Source organism: Paenibacillus sp. OK003 (assembly GCF_900109515.1).
Taxonomy (GTDB): Bacteria; Bacillota; Bacilli; order Paenibacillales; family Paenibacillaceae; genus Paenibacillus; species Paenibacillus marchantiae.
The window spans coordinates 311,442-329,061 of record NZ_FOBD01000001.1; the positions used below are offsets into that span (position 1 = coordinate 311,442).

Below are 17,620 nucleotides of genomic sequence, written 5' to 3' on the forward strand. Positions count from 1 at the left end.
TGAGTCATGGAGGACAGGTTAGAACGATGGAGTTAGCCATTCCTGTACCGCTTTGATAAAACGACGTGAAGCAGGGGACAGATTGGTGAGAGACGGGCATGCGATGCCAATGGTACGAAAAGGATCTCCAGTGAGAGGAACAAGAGCGAGCTCGTTCGTATGGTGTTGAAGAACCATTTCAGGCAAGAGACTGATGCCCAGACCGTTTCGAACCATCGCCATGATGGCCTGATCTTCGGCGACCTCATAGACCACATTCAGCTTGGCTGCATGCTGCCGGATCAACCGTTCGATCTCGTTATCACCACCCCATTTAGGCAAAATAAAGGGCTGTTCCAGCAGTACATCAAATGAAACAGACTTCTCCGTAGCGAGTGGATGTTCCAGAGGCAGGATGCACATCATCCTGTCTTTTTGTAATAGAATCGTCTCAAAAGGCGAAGAATCGCCAAGGGACAGAAAACCAAGATCGATGGCACCTCCAGCCAGCCAGCCTTCAATTTCAGCATAGTCCCCCTCCCACAGCTTAATTTCGATGCCGGGATGACCGAGGCGAAATTGCTTCAGGATGCCAGGCAGCCACTGCGTGGATACACTGGCGAATGTGCCAATACGCACGGTTCCAATCTCGGCGCCGCGAATTAATGAAATTTCCTGGTTCATCAGTTCCGTCCACCGCAGAATTTCACGAGTATAGCCCAGAATGCGTTCCCCTTCGGCAGTTAGTCGTACACCGGAGCGGCCTCGATTCAGCAGTGAAAAACCACACTCGGTCTCCAGACTGGCGATGGCATGACTGACGGCAGATTGGGTAATATTCAATGCTTCTGCTGCTTTGGTGAGGCTGCCGTATTCCACTACCGCATTCAAAATTTCGTATTTGACCAATGACATGAAAGATTCCGTTCCTCTCTTTATTTAATACATGAGTTTATTTCATATTAACTATTATAAATATTCATTTTTATAATGCAAAGAGATCGTTTATACTTGCCAAGGCGAGTTAGTTCGACAGAGCCTTGGTCAGATTACAATACATAGAATGAAGGTAGAAGCAAGATGAACGGAGTACGTGCACCACAAGGTCAGGCATCAAGAAGAGCGGATTTGCAGATGCTGCTCGCAACGGTAATATGGGGATCATCCTATCTGTTTATGAAATCAGGATTGGAGTCCATGCAGGAGTTGAATTTGGTCGCTTTCCGGTTTGGAATTGCCTTTATCGCGGCGGCTGTCCTTTTCCATCGGCGACTCTTCCAAATGGACCGCAGAACACTTGCAGCAGGGGCTATTATGGGAACAGCGTTATTTGCGGCCTTTGTATTTATCACGTATGGAGTACAGCGCACAACGGCTTCCCAGGCAGGTTTTTTGATCAGTTTGGCAGTGATCTTTGTGCCCATCCTGACGACAATTCTGCACCGGCGAATGCCAGACTTGCGGTTAACGATAAGTATTCTCGTGGCGGTAACCGGGCTTGCATTGTTGACACTTCAACATGAGCTTAGTCTGCATATGGGGGATATCCTTTGCATTCTCGCAGCATTAGTGTATGCGATCTACATTATGATTGCTGGCAAGTATACGCCAAAGCATGATCCACTAACGCTGGGAACGGTTCAACTAGGCGTTGCGGCCCTGTGGGGGCTGGCAGCTACATTTCTGCTGGAGACACCACGTTTACCTGACACACCTCAATCTTGGGCGGCCATTCTGGGTCTGGGAGTACTGTGCAGCGGCATTGGCTACATTTTGCAGACTCTTGCCCAGCGGCATGCATCACCAACGAGAACGAGTCTGATCTTTTCGCTCGAACCACTGTTTGCAGCAGCATTTGCATTTACCTTTCAAGGGGAGTCCCTTACACTGCAAGGGTATGCGGGTGCAGCACTGATGCTCATTGGTGTCCTGATTACGGAGATCAAAGTCCCTTATCCGGTATTCTGGCGCAGAAAGCGGACAACATTGCAGACCGAACTGGGAGATCAGGGAGCACCGGGAGTATAATTTAGAAATAAAGCAAGAGTTCTTCCATCATCTTCCTAGTGAAGGTGTTGGTGGAACTTTTTTTGTTATTTATCCGAGATCGTTTCAGAATTCCTAGAAAATAATTAACCTAACAAAATGAAGTTTTTCATAACTTGTTTTGTTGAATTCCTTCTTTTATGCTACACTAAATGAAAAATAAAGGAAAAACGGGTGAGAAGGATGGCCAAAAGAGTAACCATGCAGCAAATTGCCGATGCTGCGGGGGTATCCAAATTCGCAGTCTCTCGAGCGTTGACCGGCAAACCTGGTGTCAGTGAACATACCCGGGAGATGATTGTCAGGACGGCAGGACAGCTCGGATATTTCAAAGCTGAACCGAAGCGTTATCTGGTGGAAACCCCTGCTGAACCGGAGATGAAGATGGACAGGCAGGGGACTATTCTGATCTTGTTTCCTAACATTCGTTCACAGAATCGCTCCTCCCTGTACTGGGGTCCCATCTTTGACGGAATATCTGCACGCCTGAATGAGAAGGGCATGGATATCCTAACCTTGACGGAACCTTCCTCGGATCGCATGTTTTCGGTGCTTAATCCTGAAGCCATCAGCGGAATTATTACCGTCGGTTCCATCTCCACATCCGTATTGCTCGAGATTTATCGACTGCATATTCCACTTGTGATGGTTGATCATGAAGACCCGGCAATTCATGGAGACACGATATTTACAGATAACATGAAATGCATGCAGGAACTGGTGCTGATGCTCGTTGGAAAAGGCTACAGACGGCTGCAGTTTGCTGGCCAATTGCCTGATGCAGCCAGTTTCAGAGAGCGATGGCTCGGTTATCGTTCGGTAGTGGAAGAGATGCAGCTGCAGGTTTCACAGCAAGCAGATTTGCTGGGACCTGATCTGGATCACATTCGGGAATCGATTGTGGGTATGAAGATGGAGGATATCCCCGAAGTGATGGTATGTGCCAACGACCACATGGCCGCTGTTGTGATTGGTGCACTTCAAAGCAGAGGCATTGAGGTGCCGGAGCGCTGTGCAGTGACCGGATTCGATAATACCCGTACAGCAGAGCCTATTCTTGCTACGGTGCATATCGATAAGGAAAATCTGGGCAGACGTGCGGTGGACCAGTTATTATGGCGTATGGAGCATCCGGACGGGCCTTTTGAAAGAAAGCTGATCTATTCGGAATTAATCATTCGTGATGAGTACAATGCTATTTTACCGTGAAGCTAACGAACGTGAATCGGTAATGAGAAAAATAACACACGCCAATGCGCTATAAACTTGGGGTGAAAAGACATGGAGACATTGGGCTTCATGTCTTTTTTTGTTTATCGGATATATTTTTTAGAAATAATCCACAAAACAGATTGACTGAATTGAGCATATCATGTTAATTTTGTTTTGTAAGTTATTCGTTTTTATGATAACAAAACCTAACAAATTGTTTTTCAAACTACTTCATTAATGATAACGGAGGCTGTCATGAGCAAAATACAATCGCAGACTTTTCAGAATTGGACGTTCAAGGCTTGTGAAGATCAGGAATGGTTGCCGGCTCACGTACCCGGCTGTGTGCATACGGATTTGCTGAAACTGGGTAAAATTCCGGACCCTTTCTATGGAACTAACGAAAAAGAAGTTCAATGGGTCGATAAGAAAGACTGGGAATATCGTACCGAATTTGATGTGAATGAAGCACTGCTGTCGCAGCAGCATCTGGAGCTGGTTTTTGATGGTCTGGATACATATGCAGATGTGTATGTAAATGAACAACATGTATTGTCAGCAGACAATATGTTCCGGGTGTGGACAGTCGATGTGAAATCTGTTGTAAAGGCAAATGGCAACATTTTACGAATACGCTTTCGTTCTCCGATCCATGAAGATCTGCCGAAGCTGGAGAAGCTCGGATATGCCCTGCCTGCATCGAATGATCAATCCGACGTGGGGGGACTAGGCGACAAAAGAGTGAGTATTTTTGCACGGAAAGCCCCGTATCACTACGGTTGGGATTGGGGTCCACGTTTTGTAACCAGCGGAATCTGGCGTGAAGCACGCCTTGAAGGCTGGACGGACGTACGAATTAATGATGTATTCATTCAGCAAAATGAAGTAACCGCTCCTTCCGCTTCGCTCACTGCGGTCGTGGAAGTAGAAACTTCGCAATCCATTGAAGCGATCATTCGAGTAGGAACGGATGAACAGAGTTGGGCGCAGGCTGTAACCCTGAAACCGGGCGTCCAAACTGTGGAGGTCCCAATCTCTATGGTTGAGCCGAAGCTGTGGTGGAGCCGCGGATTGGGTGACCCGCATATGTATTCTTTCCATACGGAAGTGATTCAGGGCGAACAGGCTGTGGCTGAGTCTACAGTCAAAACGGGTATTCGGTCCATTCGTCTGGTTCGTGACAAAGATGAAGCGGGAGCATCATTTTATTTTGAGTTAAATGGAGTTGCTGTCTTTGCCAAAGGGGCGAACCACATTCCCAATGACAGCTTCATAACTGAAGTGACGCGTGAGCGTTATCTGCATGAGATTGTATCTGCTGCCGAGTCGAACATGAATATGCTCCGTGTATGGGGTGGTGGCTTCTATGAAGAAGACGTGTTCTACGAGTTGTGTGACGAATATGGGTTGCTCGTTTGGCAGGACTTTATGTTTGCTTGCAGCATGTATCCTGGAGACGAGGCTTTCCTGAACAGTGTGAAGCATGAGGCGATTGATAATGTGAAACGTCTGCGTAATCATCCAAGCATTGTGCTGTGGTGTGGTAATAACGAGATTGATTCAGCGTGGGCACATTACATTGAGGATGGCGGCTGGGGCTGGAAAAAAGATTACAACGCCGAGCAAAGAGAACGCATTTGGGCGGATTACGAAGCTATTTTTCATGATCTTTTGCCAGAAGTGGTGGAAACCTATGCTCCTGATGTGGATTATTGGCCTTCTTCACCACTGGTATCCCTGTCGGGCGACGACAAGCAGCATGCTCACCCCTCCACATCGGAAGGGGATATCCACTATTGGGGTGTGTGGCATAATGTGGAGCCCTTTGAGAACTACAACGTTCATGTTGGCCGCTTCATGAGTGAGTATGGCTTCCAGTCCTTCCCTGAATATGATTCGGTTCGCAAGTATGCGGAGGAAGAGGATCTGGCGCTGGAGTCTGAAGTCATGCTGGCGCATCAGAAGAACGGGGCAGGTAATCGTCTGATCAAGCAATACATGGATATGTACATGCATGAACCGAAGGATTTCCCATCCTTCCTCTATATGAGCCAAGTGCTTCAGGCTGAGGCGATGAAAACAGCCATTGAGGCTCACCGTCGCCGCAAGCCGTTCTGTATGGGAACGCTCTACTGGCAGATGAATGATTGCTGGCCGGTGGCTTCCTGGGCGGGAATGGATTACTTTGGACGCTGGAAAGCATTGCAATATTACGCGAAACGCAGCTTCAGCGATATCTTGGTATCGGTAGATGGTACGAAGGAAGATGTGACGGATATTTATCTCATCTCGGATCAGCTTGAACCTGTGAAAGGCAAACTCCTGTTACGCCTGATTGACTTTGATGGTACAGTTTATCGTGAGGAAGAGCATGAAGTCGCTTTGGCATCCAACTCTGGTCAACAGGTGCTGTCATTGAGCCAGGCGGAATGGCTGGAAGGCCGCGATGCTGCAACAACATTGCTGCGTATTGATCTGAAGCAGGATGGGGCAGCCGACATCACACAGGAACATTATTTTGCACCTTCAAAGGATATTGCATTGCAACCAGCGCAAATTAAGGTAACCGAAGTTACCGAGAATGATGGCGTACATCTGGTCCTGGAAAGTAATGTGCTTGCAAAACAAGTATGGATTTCTACTGAGGCAGAATGGGTGTTCTCGGACAATTTCTTCGACCTCATTCCGGGTATTCCTGTGAAAGTCAAGTTCACCTCCAGAGGGGAATTACAGGGATCTGATGGTACTGTCTCCAAGGCGGGGGCCATCCAGGTTCGTTCCATGGCTGACTTTATCAAATTGTAATCAAGTAAGATTGGTTTATGTTGTTAACGCCCAATTCTTTAAGGCCCGGATGCACTTGATGTGCATACCCGGGCCTTTTCATGGTTCATTTTGTTTTAAGCGCAGAGATGTTACATATTATTGAATCTCCAAGATTTCGATATCATACGGCTCCAGTTCCAATCGAGGTCCTTTCATAGTTCCATTCAATGCACTTTTGTATGATGCTTGCAACGGAATGGAGACAGATTCAGGACTTAGATTCAGGATGAAACGAAACGTTCCATTCGGTCCTGAGCGGGTTGTCACCTGGACACCGTCTGGCAGGGTTTGAATCCCGGATAGGCCACATTGTTCAGCGATGTTTTGCAGTAACTGGCTCAGATAAGCTTCATCCGGCTGGGTCGCTACATAATAGACAGCACCTTTACCCCAGTTGTTTTGGGTGACAGCCGCACTTTCGGCATAAAATTGATCCGCATAAACCGCAATCGCCTGTGCCGTGTCCAGTTCCAACACATCAGCCCATTGTGAAGCAGCATATGTATTGCCCTTCTCATCCCGAATCTGAATTTGGTCACCACCAATGGGGTCATATTCGGTAACACGCACGCCCGAGCAAGCAGATAACATACCTGGAAGTGGCTCCATGACACAGACGTTGTTATCGTTTTTGACACCGGTGCGATGCGTTAAGACCAATATGCCACCATCCGCTGCAAAAGCTTGCAGACGTTCCGTGGTGCTCTCGTCCAGCAGATACAAGTGCGGTGCGATGATGATTTTGTAGCCATCGAGCGCTTCCGAGGAATGGATAACATCTGTACTAATTCCCCATTTGGTTAGGGCACGATGCCATACTTTTATATTTTCGTAGTACTCCAGTCCTTCCGCCTGTGGCTGAATTCGTAGAGCGTTTAACTGATCATGCGAATGCAGGATGGCGACTTCGTTCTGCAATGTTGAGCCTTGCAGACGTTCACCCAGACTGTTCACTTCGGTACACAGTTGCTGAAACTCCTTGAACCGTCGCCCTGGAACATTGCTGTGATCAATCAGTCCGTGCCAGAACTGTTCTGCTCCACTAGTGGCACTGCGCCAGCGGAAATGCACGACCGCATCCGCTCCACGGGCAATAGTCTGCCATGAGTAAGCACGCAAGAAGCCGGGCTGGGGTGTACGCCACATCGGAAACCAGCATCCTGGAGGTCCGCTAAGCTGCTCCATAATCCAGAAATTTCGGCGTTTGATGCCACGTGTTAGATCTAGCGACAAAGCGCCACTGTAAGGTGCGGTGTCCGTTTTGTTAGGTGAAGGGTTGGGATAGTAATCAAAAGAAGCGAAATCCAGATCCTGACCGATTTTATATTGATCTGCCTTTTGCGGATAGCTATGAAAATTATGAGTGACAAAATGATCGGGACAGTTATGCCGAATGATCTCGATTTGGATGCTTTGAAAAGCCACAATGGAATCCGACTGAAAACGGGAGTAGTCCAGCAGGAACGAAGGATTCTGAAACGGAGAGCCGCAATATGGTGGCGTCACCTGTTCCCAATCGCTGTATTCTCCACTCCAGACAACAGTACCCCAAGCCTGGTTGAGCTGCCCTAGTGAAATGTAACGGGCTCGAACCCACTCGCGAAAAGCCTCTGAACAAGCAGTACACTGACAATCCGTGAAACTGAATTCATTATCAGTCTGCCAGCCAATCACAGCCGGATGTCCTGCATATCGCTCGCTCAGCTTCTGAACAATTCGTGCACTGTACGTCCGCATGCTCGAACTGTTATAACAGCGGTGGCCGCGGACTCCTTCATGGTACAACTGTCCACTTGGCAGCACCGGCAGAATATCAGGACATTTTTTGGTGAGCCACCGTGGTGGTGTCATCGTTGGTGTACCGATCACCACCTGGAGCCCATTGCGATGAAGGGTATCGAGCGCCTGATCAAGCCATGTCCAATCGAATTGTCCATCGGCAGGCTCCATTCGACTCCAGGCAAATTCACCCACACGTACAATACGTACACCACTATCGGCCATTAATCGGGCATCCTGCTCCCACAGATTAGGGTCCCAATGTTCAGGATAATAATCAACACCCATTTGAATAGGTCGGTTTTGGTTCATGTATGCTAATCTCCTTTGGTCTGGAACATAATGATTTTCATGCACGCTCAAGCCAGTGCTTAATGACTCCACTATCATCATCTTGTGGAAGAGTGTCGAGTCTATTTCATTTTATAATGGATAATGAGAGGGGAATATAATAACATGTTGCGATAGGGTATCATGATCTTGCTATTTTTGGGAGGAAGAACACATGCGAAACCATTGGTTTATGCCGGAGCCCGGGCATGCAGGGTATGCATGTTATCCAGTAGCCTACGGAAGATATCTCGATCCAGAGCACAGGGAACATCGTCCGCACGGAATACGAGAGTATAATTTGCATCTGGTTTTCAACGGACGGGGTGAAGTGAGAACCGAGCAGGGCAGCGTCCCATTAACGGCTGGACAAGGTTTTCTATATGCGCCGGGACAGGCGCAACAGTATTATGCCGATCCATCTGATCCCTGGGATATCAGATGGATTCATCTGCAAGCCCACGATCTGGAGCGCCTGCTAGGCTTGCGGAATCCGGACAAAGTGTGGCTCTTTTCATTCTCTGGAGAGGACCGTTTCGAGGAACTGCATGAACAATTATGCCAGCTCGGTGCATTTTATGAGAGTGTGCATGAACCGAAGATGTCGGCGGTACTGTATGAGTTGCTAGTTGAACTGGCACGGAATTCGGAGTCAATTGAAGGAACGTCTTTACTGAACCATCAGGATACAATCCGCTCAACAGCCGATTATATTCGTCGTCACTGCACACAACCGCTAAGTCTTGCTGAAATGGCGGATACTGCGGGGTACAGCGTGTATTATTTTAATCGCATGTTCAAGAGCATCATGGGGGTTCCTCCAGGCAAGTATCTGCTGGATTGCCGCATTCTGGCCGCAAAGAGAATGCTCGTAGACTCGGAACTATCGGTGAAACAAATTGCTTCTCAGTGCGGATTTACACACAGCAGTTATTTTATTCGCATGTTTCGGACCTATAACGGGACGACCCCTCAGCAATTCAGATCATTGTACAGTTTGGGAAGCAGGGGATAAGAGGATAAGTGAGACATGAATAAATATCACATTAACTATGATCTCAACAAATATAGTAAATAAGTTATCACGTACCACACAGGCATAGACTACCATCAATACTTAAAAAAACGTGCTGCCCAGTTTCTACTGAGCGGCACGTTTTTGCTATATGACTGAACAGTAGGAGGGGGGATAGGTTCATAGGTGCATGCCAAACGAGGTTATTTGCTCTGATCTTCGCTTTGGATTTCCTGCAGCTCATCAATGCTTAATTTGAGATCATTCTCTGGATTAGCGCTCACAATAACGTCGGACTTCGATTGCTGCTCACCCGGTTGAGTCGATTTGGCTGCGGGTTTGATCACATACAAGCTTTGCACGGAATTCAACAGGCTGGCGGGGGTGTCCTCATACGTTTCCAGGAAGAGCACATAATCTTTGGTGGGAATGAATTTGATATTGTCATCGTTAATAATCTCGGTATTGCCCAGCTGTCCGCCAAGCTGTTTTACTTCAATGATGTCTCCGGCAGCATGATTTCCCTTGAAGGATTCAGCAACCTTAATGGTATAAATCGTATAGATTTTATCAAAAGGAACAATATCCTCACCGCCCGGGTTCGTTTGCTCATCCAGAGCACTTTCATTTACAGCAGGGGCTTGTACCATGTCATTCAATGCTTCAACCCGTGTTTGGATGACACTGCCTCTAACGATCGTGTTTGCTCTCTCGGAGAGATCGTGGATACTTGAGTAACTCGGAAAGTCCTCGGTAGCAATCATTGTAATTGGTTCATCTTTGGTGGCGGCCGTATTTGTCGTTGTTGAAGAGCAGCCTAGGGCAGATAAAATGAAAATGGAAGAGGCAAGCATCGTCAATACTCGAATTTTTTTCATGGGTAGGAGTCCTCCTTGGATTTAGGGGTTTGAAAATAGTGGATTAGTACTTGGATCTGACATTGTTGATGTCGAAGGTTTGAGGCTGTGTCATTGTGTTCCGGTTACGGGAGTAGAGCATGATGGAAGGGCTGGTGGTGGAGGGATTGTCCCCGAGCCAAACGGAGTGTCCGAGCTCATGAACGAATACGCTTTGAATAAAGTTGGACAAGTTGGTTGCGTCAGCCGTAATGGTGGTTGCATTCAATTCAATGCGGAAGCTTACGACCTGACTGCCAGACACCGAGGCGTAATTGACACCATAGGCTGTGTTATTGAAGTTTCCGGCCGTAATGGTGTTGGGGGAACTGCTCGTTTTGGTGAACTGTACTTTGGCACCGGCATTGTTCCAGTTGCTGAGGGAGGCATCCATCGGGGTTTGCCACGCGGAGGCGTAGTTGTAAGTACGAATCGGGATGGTGGAGCTCGGGTAGCCGTAGGTTAGAAATGTTGCCGCATAGATGGTACTGCCGAACATCGCGATGGCTGAAAACAACATGATGCTCATAAGTAACTTCCTTTTCATACTTAAAACCTCCAATAATTGTATTTTTTCTCTATTATAGTAACAAGGAATAGAGCGATTGAAATGAGTCTTAAGTCTTTGTTTTCGTGTTAAAAACATAGGATTTTGCTGGATTAGACCTTCTTTTCGTCTGAAAAAGTCGATTGCTGTCCGTATATGCATGCATAATTTCCCTGCAATAACAAACAATACATTCAAATTCACGCAGAGAAGGAAGTGCCTGAGCATGTGTAACCGTTTTTCATTGGCAGCCGATTTGGATGAGGTCAGGGATCATTTTAAGATTGAACGGGTGATGTATTATTACAAAAACCGTTACAATATCAGCCCAACCCAGCATACACCGATTATTTTGCATCAGGATGGTGAGCGGGTATTGGACGAATTTCGATGGGGATTCATTCCGTTCTGGGGACGCGATGCAGTCAACGCCAACCTCATGACAGTGCATGAGAATCCAGCCTACTATAAGCTGGTAGAGACGAAGCGTTGTGTGATCCCATGCAATGGTTTGTATTACTGGCGTCAAGAAGGCAAGAAAAGCTATGCGGTGCGTGTCGTTATGCCCGATCGCGGATTGTTTGGGATTGCGGGATTATACGAAGTATGGAAAGATACGCGCAAACAGCCACTGCGTACCTGCACGATGCTGATGGCGGGAGCGAACATGGTTACACGGGAGTTTGGCAGCAAAATGCCGGCGATTCTGTCCGAAGAAGAGATCAATACCTGGCTGGACCCGGCGAACACACGCGTGACACAGCTGCTCCCGTTATTGAAATCCTACAACAGTACAGAAATGAATCTGTATCCGGTTACTCCGATGGTGGCCAATGATGAGCATGACTGTTATGAATGTGTGGAAGAGATGGACCAGAAGCTGGCATACGTACGCAGTTTCTAAGCTGAGCAAGCAGTTTTATGAGGCGGAGAGTCGTAGGACACTCCGTCTTTTTGGGTTGAGAAAGAAGAAATTAGTGTAATGGACAAAAGGCGGGAAGTGAATGGAGCAGAGAGCTTTTAAACATGCAATGGAGATGGGGTGAAAAATGAAAAGTTGCAATGTGTGTGAAACGTAACTATAATCATTACAGTAAGTGAACGCATATATTCATATATCTATTAAAAGAGATATTTAATCAGGAGGGAACCACGAATGAATCCAAAGTATAGCCCAATGTTTGAACAAGTTTCACTGCCAAGCGGCATTACGCTGAAAAACCGGATCGTGCTTGCTCCCATGACTCATATGTCCTCGAATCCAGATGGTACGGTATCAGACGCTGAACTTGCTTATTATGCTCGTCGTACCGGCGGTGCTGGTATGTCTGTTACAGCGGTAACTCATGTAACTGCGAATGGAATTGGTTTTCCGGCTCAATTTGGCAGTTATGACGATAGCTTTATTCCCGGTCTGAAACGTCTGGCCGATACCATTAAGCAGCAAGGCTCCAAAGCTGTACTGCAAATTTTCCATGCAGGTCGTCTTACGCCAGAACAAGCGGTACCAGCAGGTCAAGTCGCTGCGCCAAGCGCTGTTGCCAGTGAGCGTCCAGGATCTTCTGTACCAAGAGAGCTGTCTGATGACGAAATTACGTCCATCATCAAGGACTTTGGGGAAGCAACCCGCCGTGCCATTGAAGCTGGCTTCGACGGTGTTGAGATTCATGGTGCGAACGGTTATTTGATCCAGCAGTTCTTCTCCCCGCATTCCAACCGACGTGAAGATCGTTGGGGCGGAAGCATCGAGAAACGTCTCACATTCCCACTCGCTGTGGTGGATGAAGTCCAGAAGGTGGTAGCAACACATACGAAACTGCCGTTTATCGTTGGATACCGATTCTCACCAGAAGAGCCGGAAACACCGGGACTGACCATGAAAGAGACGTATGCACTGGTGGATGCGCTGAAAGATAAAAATCTGGATTACCTGCATGTATCCGTCAACGAGTTCTGGTCCAAGCCAAGACGAGGTGAAGTAGATACGCGCTCCAGAATTGAATTTATCCTTGACCGCGTGGACGGTAAACTGCCTGTCATTGGCGTAGGTGCCATCCATACCGCAGACGAGGCAATTGAAGCTCTTCAGAGCGGTGTGCCATTGCTTGCGATTGGCCGTGAGTTGATTATCGAGCCTGATTGGGTTGAGAAAATCGAAAGCGGACGTGAGGAAGATATCGAGACGATTCTCACCAAATCAGATCAGGAACGTCTGGTTATCCCCGACGGTCTGTGGAATGCAATCATTCACACACCGGGCTGGTTCCCTATGGCTGACGATAAATAAGACACAATTTCATTCGAGATGGAGGGAGCGAAAGCTCCCTCTTTTTTGCACCTTTGGTACCCGCTTCTCTTTGCGCCTTCAATGAAATTTTCCTTCAGTGTGCACTGTGGTATGATGGGATGAACAGGATTCATCTTGGATAATCAACGGTTTGGAGTGAATGAAGATGCTCGTGGCTGAACGTTATGAGAAAATTGTGGAATGGGTAGATGCACAGGGAAGTATGCGTGTAACCGAGCTTAGTGAGCGCTGCGGCGTAACGGAAGAGACAATCCGTCGTGATCTGGACAAGCTGGAGCAGGCGGGAAGGCTCAGACGTTCCCATGGCGGGGCTGTCAGCGTAAAATATAAAGAAGAGGGGCAGTCGGAAATCCCTTATCCGGAGCGGGCTGTAACTCATGCAGAAGAGAAACGTAGAATTGCGGACGAAGCGGTGAAAATGGTAGAGCCTGGTGACCGGATCGCGCTGGATGCCAGTACAACGGCGTGGTATATGGCAGCAGGTCTGCCAAACATACCACTCACTGTGTTAACCAACTCCATTAAGGTCGCGGCGGAGCTGAGTACCAAGGAACAGATCCGTGTAATTGCGACAGGTGGGCAGCTTGCTTCGAAGTCCCTATCGTTTGTAGGGCCGCTTGCTGAACGTTCGCTTGATGCGTATCATGTGGATAAAGTTTTCTTATCCTGCAAAGGTGTACATCTGACCAAGGGCATCAGTGAGTCGAATGAATTGCAGGCGCTGGTGAAGCAGAAGATGATCAGCATCGCTGATGAAGTTATATTGCTGGCGGATTCGAGCAAGTTTGGCGTGCAGGCTTTTACAAGAGTGGCTGAACTCAGCAGTGTGGCAAAAGTAATAACGGATCTGGGCTTAGAGGAAGAGCAGGTTAGCGTACTGAATGAACAATCCATAGCATGTGTCCGTGTCTAATTAGAAAGGAATGAATATAATGAAACATCCTTTTCACCTGAAAGCTACTTGGAATGGTGGACGTAACAGTGAGGGGCATATTGATGCAGGCGGATTAAAAACAGTCATTTCGATTCCACAGGAGATGGGTGGTCCGGGTACTGGAACTAATCCTGATGAAATGCTGCTGGGTGCGGCGTCCACCTGTTATTTGATTACACTGGCAGCAATGCTGGAGCGATCGGATATTACACCAGATGAACTGACACTGGAGTCTGAAGCGACGGTGGATGTTACCAATAACGTATTTACGTACGAATGGATCACACACAGACCTCGCATTGTGCTCAAAGCGGATGCATCTGATGCTGATGTAACGAAGGCGGAGCGCTTGGCACATAAAGCAGAAGAGTCCTGCATGATCTCCAGAGCGGTAGCAGGTAACGTCGCCATTGAGACACAGCCAGTGATTATAACAGCAGGCGTTAACGCGGTATGATATACTGAAGAGTAGGCGGCTTGAGCCGTCATTTGTGTAAGATAAGGGGAAGTTCGGTATGAACCTACAGAAAAGCAAAAACTCACGTTTTGCGCGTTTAACACGTGCTTTGAAGCTTAATTTTCTCAAATTGTTACGTGCTCCAGGCGGGGCACATAAAGTATCTACCGGATTTGCTTTGGGTTTTGGTCTGGAACTGATCGTCATTTCGACAGCATCACTGATATATCTCGTGTTCTATCCGATTGTACGTTTGTCCGGTGGTTCACTGCCAGCGGCTATTGTGGGCAATGTGGTCGGCAAGCTAACTTTCCTGCCCATCATATTGATGCCGCTTGCCAAGCAAATTGGTTCCTGGATATTGCCGGCGCACAGCATGGGGCAGGGACTTGTTCATGAGAGTGCCTTTATGGAGCTGTTTCGCGGCAACTGGTCCGCGCTAAGTGAACTATTGCGGGGTGGCCTGGATATTCTGGCAGGTATGTCCGTCTTTGGAGTCATCCTGGGTGTGATTTCTTACTTTGTCGTCAAGTTCTTCTATGTCAGAGCACTCAAACGTCGCTTTGAACGTCGGTTGGAGAAACGCAAGCAGGCAGCGATGTCTCCAACTTCAGCTTCCGTGCTGATCAGGAAGACATCACAATCATGATCGGCAGAATGACCATGGACGCAGCGGTTGTCCACAGAATACAGCGGGACACAAACTGCGGAGACGCATTGAATTGCTCGGCCAAAATGACGGCGTTCACTGCGGTCGGCATGGACGCTAGGATCAGCAGCACACTGAATAACGTTCCTTCAATCTGAAGTGCAGTCAGGATTAGATATGAGAGTACTGGCGCTGCAGCAAGCCGTACTATAAGTCCAGTCCAGAACGCTTTGCGGACGTTGGGTTTCCAAGGTTCGACGGAACCACGCGCTCTGAGCATCTGTGCACCGAGAATGGCCAGTACGACAGGGGAGTAACCGGCTGCGAGCATGGAGATGCCTCCATCCAGTGCCACTGGCAAGCTCAGATTGGATGCACGCAGGATGATGGCTATCGAAGCAGCATAGATGGAAGGCATACGGAAGACGGACAGAATCGCATTTTTGACCGTGAATTCGGATCTGGCAGCAAAAAAGATACCTACCGTGTTTACAATGATCATCTGTCCGATGACATATACCGAAGCCTTATCCAATCCAAGCTGTCCAAAGGCAAGCAACACAAGCGGGAGCCCATAATTCACGCAGTTCGTAAACGTGGAGACAAGGGTGAGTCCCGCTTTTTCGCTTGCCCCAAGATGGAATACTCGGCTCAGCAGTTCAGCCAGTGCCCACAAGGCGATCAGATTGATGATGGAGAACCAGAATTTGCCGGTTACGTCTGTCCATGTAATATCAGCATGCAGCAGTGTATCAAAGATAAGCGCAGGGCTCAGAATAAAGAGGGAAAAGGTCGATAGCGACCGAGTATCCCAATGTTTGAACCGTTTTAACAATATGCCTCCGATCACAGGAAGCGATATGGGCAGAAATACATGATATAACGTGAGTAGAAATGAATTAAACAATCGAAATTCAGTCCTTTCTGGATGAAAAACCTATTTTATCATAGCAGAAGTTGACCTTTGTCGGGAATGGATTTTGGTATTGACTTGCGTAATGAGCATATGTTTGAGGCCACTTCTTTGATGGCTGCACAGGGGCGGTGGATTGCTATTTTGATATGGCAGATTTATTATAGAAGAGGTGCAACCAGATTACATACACATAGAGGAGGAAACTGTAATGAGTGAATCAAAACGCTTGCTCGTATTGGTCGGCTCTTATGCCGAAGCGGAAAATGAGGGCATTTACGCATATGAATTGAATGAGGATACAGGTAACCTCTCCAAGCTTGACGGCATCGCGGGCGTGAAAAATCCAACGTTTGTAAACGTAGATGCTGAAGGTAATAAACTGTATGCGATCGGTGAGACGGCGTCTGCCGAAGGTAATAAAATGTCTGAAGCTGTAGCTCTGAGCATTGATCCTTCAACAGGAAAATTGTCATTGCTGAATCGTCATGACTCCATTTCGGCTCCACCATGTCATATCCAACGTGATCCTTCCGGACGTTACTTGATCCTTTCCAGCTACCACGGTGGTCTGGTGGGTCTGCAAGCCCTGACGGATAACGGTGAAGTTGGCGTGCTTCTGGATGAGAAGAAACATGAAGGCAAAGGTGCGCATCCTGAACGTCAGGACAAGCCACATGTGCATTCCGCGTTCTTTAGCCCGGATGGCAAATACATGATGGTACAGGATCTGGGTGCGGACAAAATCGCAATCTACTCCATTGATGCAGAGAAGAACGAACTCGTACTGCACAGTGAAACCAAAACACATCCGGGTGCAGGACCTCGTCACTTGGCATTCCATCCGAATGGTCAATTCGCCTATGTTATTAACGAAGTGGATTCTTCCATTACGACTTTCCGTTATGATGCAGCAGCAGGCACGTTGACAGAAGTTTCCACCGTGTCCACATTGCCTGACGGCTATGACGGCAGTGAAAACACAACAGCTGAAATCGCCGTATCCAACGATGGTCGTTTCGTATACGGTTCGAACCGCGGGCATGACAGCATCGTGGTATTTGCAGTAGACGCTGAAACAGGACATTTGAAACTGGTTGAGCATGTATCTGCTGAGGGTGAACACCCACGTCACTTTGCTTTGACTCCGAATGGCAAACTGTTGATTGCAGCTAACCGAGATACCAACAATATTGTTTCCTTTACAGTGGATCAGGAGAGCGGGCGTCTGAAATACACAGGTCACAGCACAGGTGTATCGAAGCCGGTATGCGTGAAACCTGTATATCTGTAAACCCAGGATTTGCGATTATTAGCTTGGGGCTCACATTGATTTCAGGATTAATATGGACCATCTTGCTGACTTGAAAAATGGAAAAAGACCCTGCCTTGTATCTTGGGGCAGGGTCTTCATGCTGAGATGTAAAAAGGGCTAATGAACCTGGCACACGTTATTTGCCCCCATTAGCATCGTTCTGAGATGTAACGAATTTCATAGACGTTATTTCATCGATTACGTCGTTTTTGAGGCTCGGAAGCCGTTTTTTCACCGAGATAACATCACTGAAGTTCGTTAGAATTTGCAACCCTTGGGAATCCGCCATTTAGCGTTCGGTAGATTCCTTAGCCCTTGCAAGTTTGGTGCATCAGGGTGACCGATCTCTGGTCGCTTACCGAAATGGGAAGCCGTTTCGAGGCAGTTTTTAACTTCATATAACAACTTGTTTTA

General features: G+C 47.7%; 15 protein-coding genes. 10 read left to right on the top strand and 5 right to left on the bottom strand.

The features are described 5' to 3' along the window. Positions 1 to 18: 18 nt before the first annotated feature. Positions 19 to 894 carry a LysR family transcriptional regulator gene (locus tag BMW94_RS01535; RefSeq protein WP_090993785.1) on the bottom strand — a complete coding sequence of 292 codons (876 nt, stop codon included), beginning with the start codon at positions 892 to 894 and terminating at the stop codon, positions 19 to 21. A 165-nt stretch (positions 895 to 1,059) separates the two neighbouring features. On the opposite strand from BMW94_RS01535, the gene BMW94_RS01540 reads away from it, so the two are divergent. From BMW94_RS01540 to BMW94_RS01550, 3 genes are all read left to right on the top strand, one after another. After that, positions 1,060 to 2,007, top strand: coding sequence for a DMT family transporter (locus BMW94_RS01540; protein WP_090993787.1), 948 nt, complete (start codon positions 1,060 to 1,062; stop codon positions 2,005 to 2,007). 201 nt (positions 2,008 to 2,208) lie between these two features. Further along, positions 2,209 to 3,234, top strand: coding sequence for a LacI family DNA-binding transcriptional regulator (locus BMW94_RS01545; RefSeq protein ID WP_090993789.1), 1,026 nt, complete (start codon positions 2,209 to 2,211; stop codon positions 3,232 to 3,234). Positions 3,235 to 3,492: 258 nt separating this feature from the next. Beyond that, positions 3,493 to 6,042, top strand: coding sequence for a beta-mannosidase (locus BMW94_RS01550; RefSeq protein WP_090993791.1), 2,550 nt, complete (start codon positions 3,493 to 3,495; stop codon positions 6,040 to 6,042). Between the two features lie 117 nt (positions 6,043 to 6,159). Here the strand turns inward: BMW94_RS01550 and BMW94_RS01555 are convergent, their stop codons facing one another. Then, positions 6,160 to 8,154 (bottom strand): beta-galactosidase, encoded by a 1,995-nt coding sequence (locus tag BMW94_RS01555; protein ID WP_090993793.1) that lies wholly within the window; start codon positions 8,152 to 8,154, stop codon positions 6,160 to 6,162. Positions 8,155 to 8,347: 193 nt separating this feature from the next. On the opposite strand from BMW94_RS01555, the gene BMW94_RS01560 reads away from it, so the two are divergent. Beyond that, positions 8,348 to 9,187, top strand: coding sequence for a helix-turn-helix transcriptional regulator (locus BMW94_RS01560; protein WP_090993795.1), 840 nt, complete (start codon positions 8,348 to 8,350; stop codon positions 9,185 to 9,187). A gap of 203 nt (positions 9,188 to 9,390) precedes the next feature. On the opposite strand, the gene BMW94_RS01565 is transcribed toward BMW94_RS01560, so the two are convergent. Both BMW94_RS01565 and BMW94_RS01570 read right to left on the bottom strand, forming a co-directional pair. Beyond that, the gene (locus BMW94_RS01565; RefSeq protein ID WP_090993797.1) at positions 9,391 to 10,065 is read right to left on the bottom strand and encodes a hypothetical protein; all 675 of its coding nucleotides are present in this window, start codon (positions 10,063 to 10,065) and stop codon (positions 9,391 to 9,393) included. Positions 10,066 to 10,108: 43 nt separating this feature from the next. Next, positions 10,109 to 10,630, bottom strand: coding sequence for a zinc metalloprotease (locus BMW94_RS01570; RefSeq protein ID WP_090993799.1), 522 nt, complete (start codon positions 10,628 to 10,630; stop codon positions 10,109 to 10,111). A 226-nt stretch (positions 10,631 to 10,856) separates the two neighbouring features. On the opposite strand from BMW94_RS01570, the gene BMW94_RS01575 reads away from it, so the two are divergent. From BMW94_RS01575 to BMW94_RS01595, 5 genes are all read left to right on the top strand, one after another. Then, complete coding sequence (locus BMW94_RS01575) at positions 10,857 to 11,534, top strand: SOS response-associated peptidase (RefSeq protein WP_024632055.1); 678 nt, start codon at positions 10,857 to 10,859, stop codon at positions 11,532 to 11,534. A 252-nt stretch (positions 11,535 to 11,786) separates the two neighbouring features. Next, on the top strand, positions 11,787 to 12,917 hold the full coding sequence (locus BMW94_RS01580; RefSeq protein ID WP_090993801.1) for an NADH-dependent flavin oxidoreductase: 1,131 nt from the start codon (positions 11,787 to 11,789) through the stop codon (positions 12,915 to 12,917). 166 nt (positions 12,918 to 13,083) lie between these two features. Next, positions 13,084 to 13,851, top strand: coding sequence for a DeoR/GlpR family DNA-binding transcription regulator (locus BMW94_RS01585; protein WP_090993803.1), 768 nt, complete (start codon positions 13,084 to 13,086; stop codon positions 13,849 to 13,851). Positions 13,852 to 13,870: 19 nt separating this feature from the next. After that, positions 13,871 to 14,329: an OsmC family protein gene (locus tag BMW94_RS01590; protein WP_090993805.1), complete on the top strand. Its 459-nt coding sequence runs from the start codon at positions 13,871 to 13,873 to the stop codon at positions 14,327 to 14,329. A 58-nt stretch (positions 14,330 to 14,387) separates the two neighbouring features. Further along, on the top strand, positions 14,388 to 14,978 hold the full coding sequence (locus BMW94_RS01595) for a DUF2062 domain-containing protein (RefSeq protein WP_090993808.1): 591 nt from the start codon (positions 14,388 to 14,390) through the stop codon (positions 14,976 to 14,978). Here the strand turns inward: BMW94_RS01595 and BMW94_RS01600 are convergent. Continuing rightward, a complete protein-coding gene (locus BMW94_RS01600; RefSeq protein ID WP_090993809.1) occupies positions 14,956 to 15,885 on the bottom strand; it encodes an AEC family transporter in 930 nt (309 codons plus the stop codon). The two genes, BMW94_RS01595 and BMW94_RS01600, sit on opposite strands and share 23 nt — an antisense overlap. Before the next feature lie 217 nt (positions 15,886 to 16,102). Here BMW94_RS01600 and BMW94_RS01605 point away from each other — a divergent pair, with 217 nt between their 5' ends. Further along, positions 16,103 to 17,185, top strand: coding sequence for a lactonase family protein (locus tag BMW94_RS01605; RefSeq protein ID WP_090993811.1), 1,083 nt, complete (start codon positions 16,103 to 16,105; stop codon positions 17,183 to 17,185). The last annotated feature ends 435 nt before the right edge of the window (positions 17,186 to 17,620 follow it).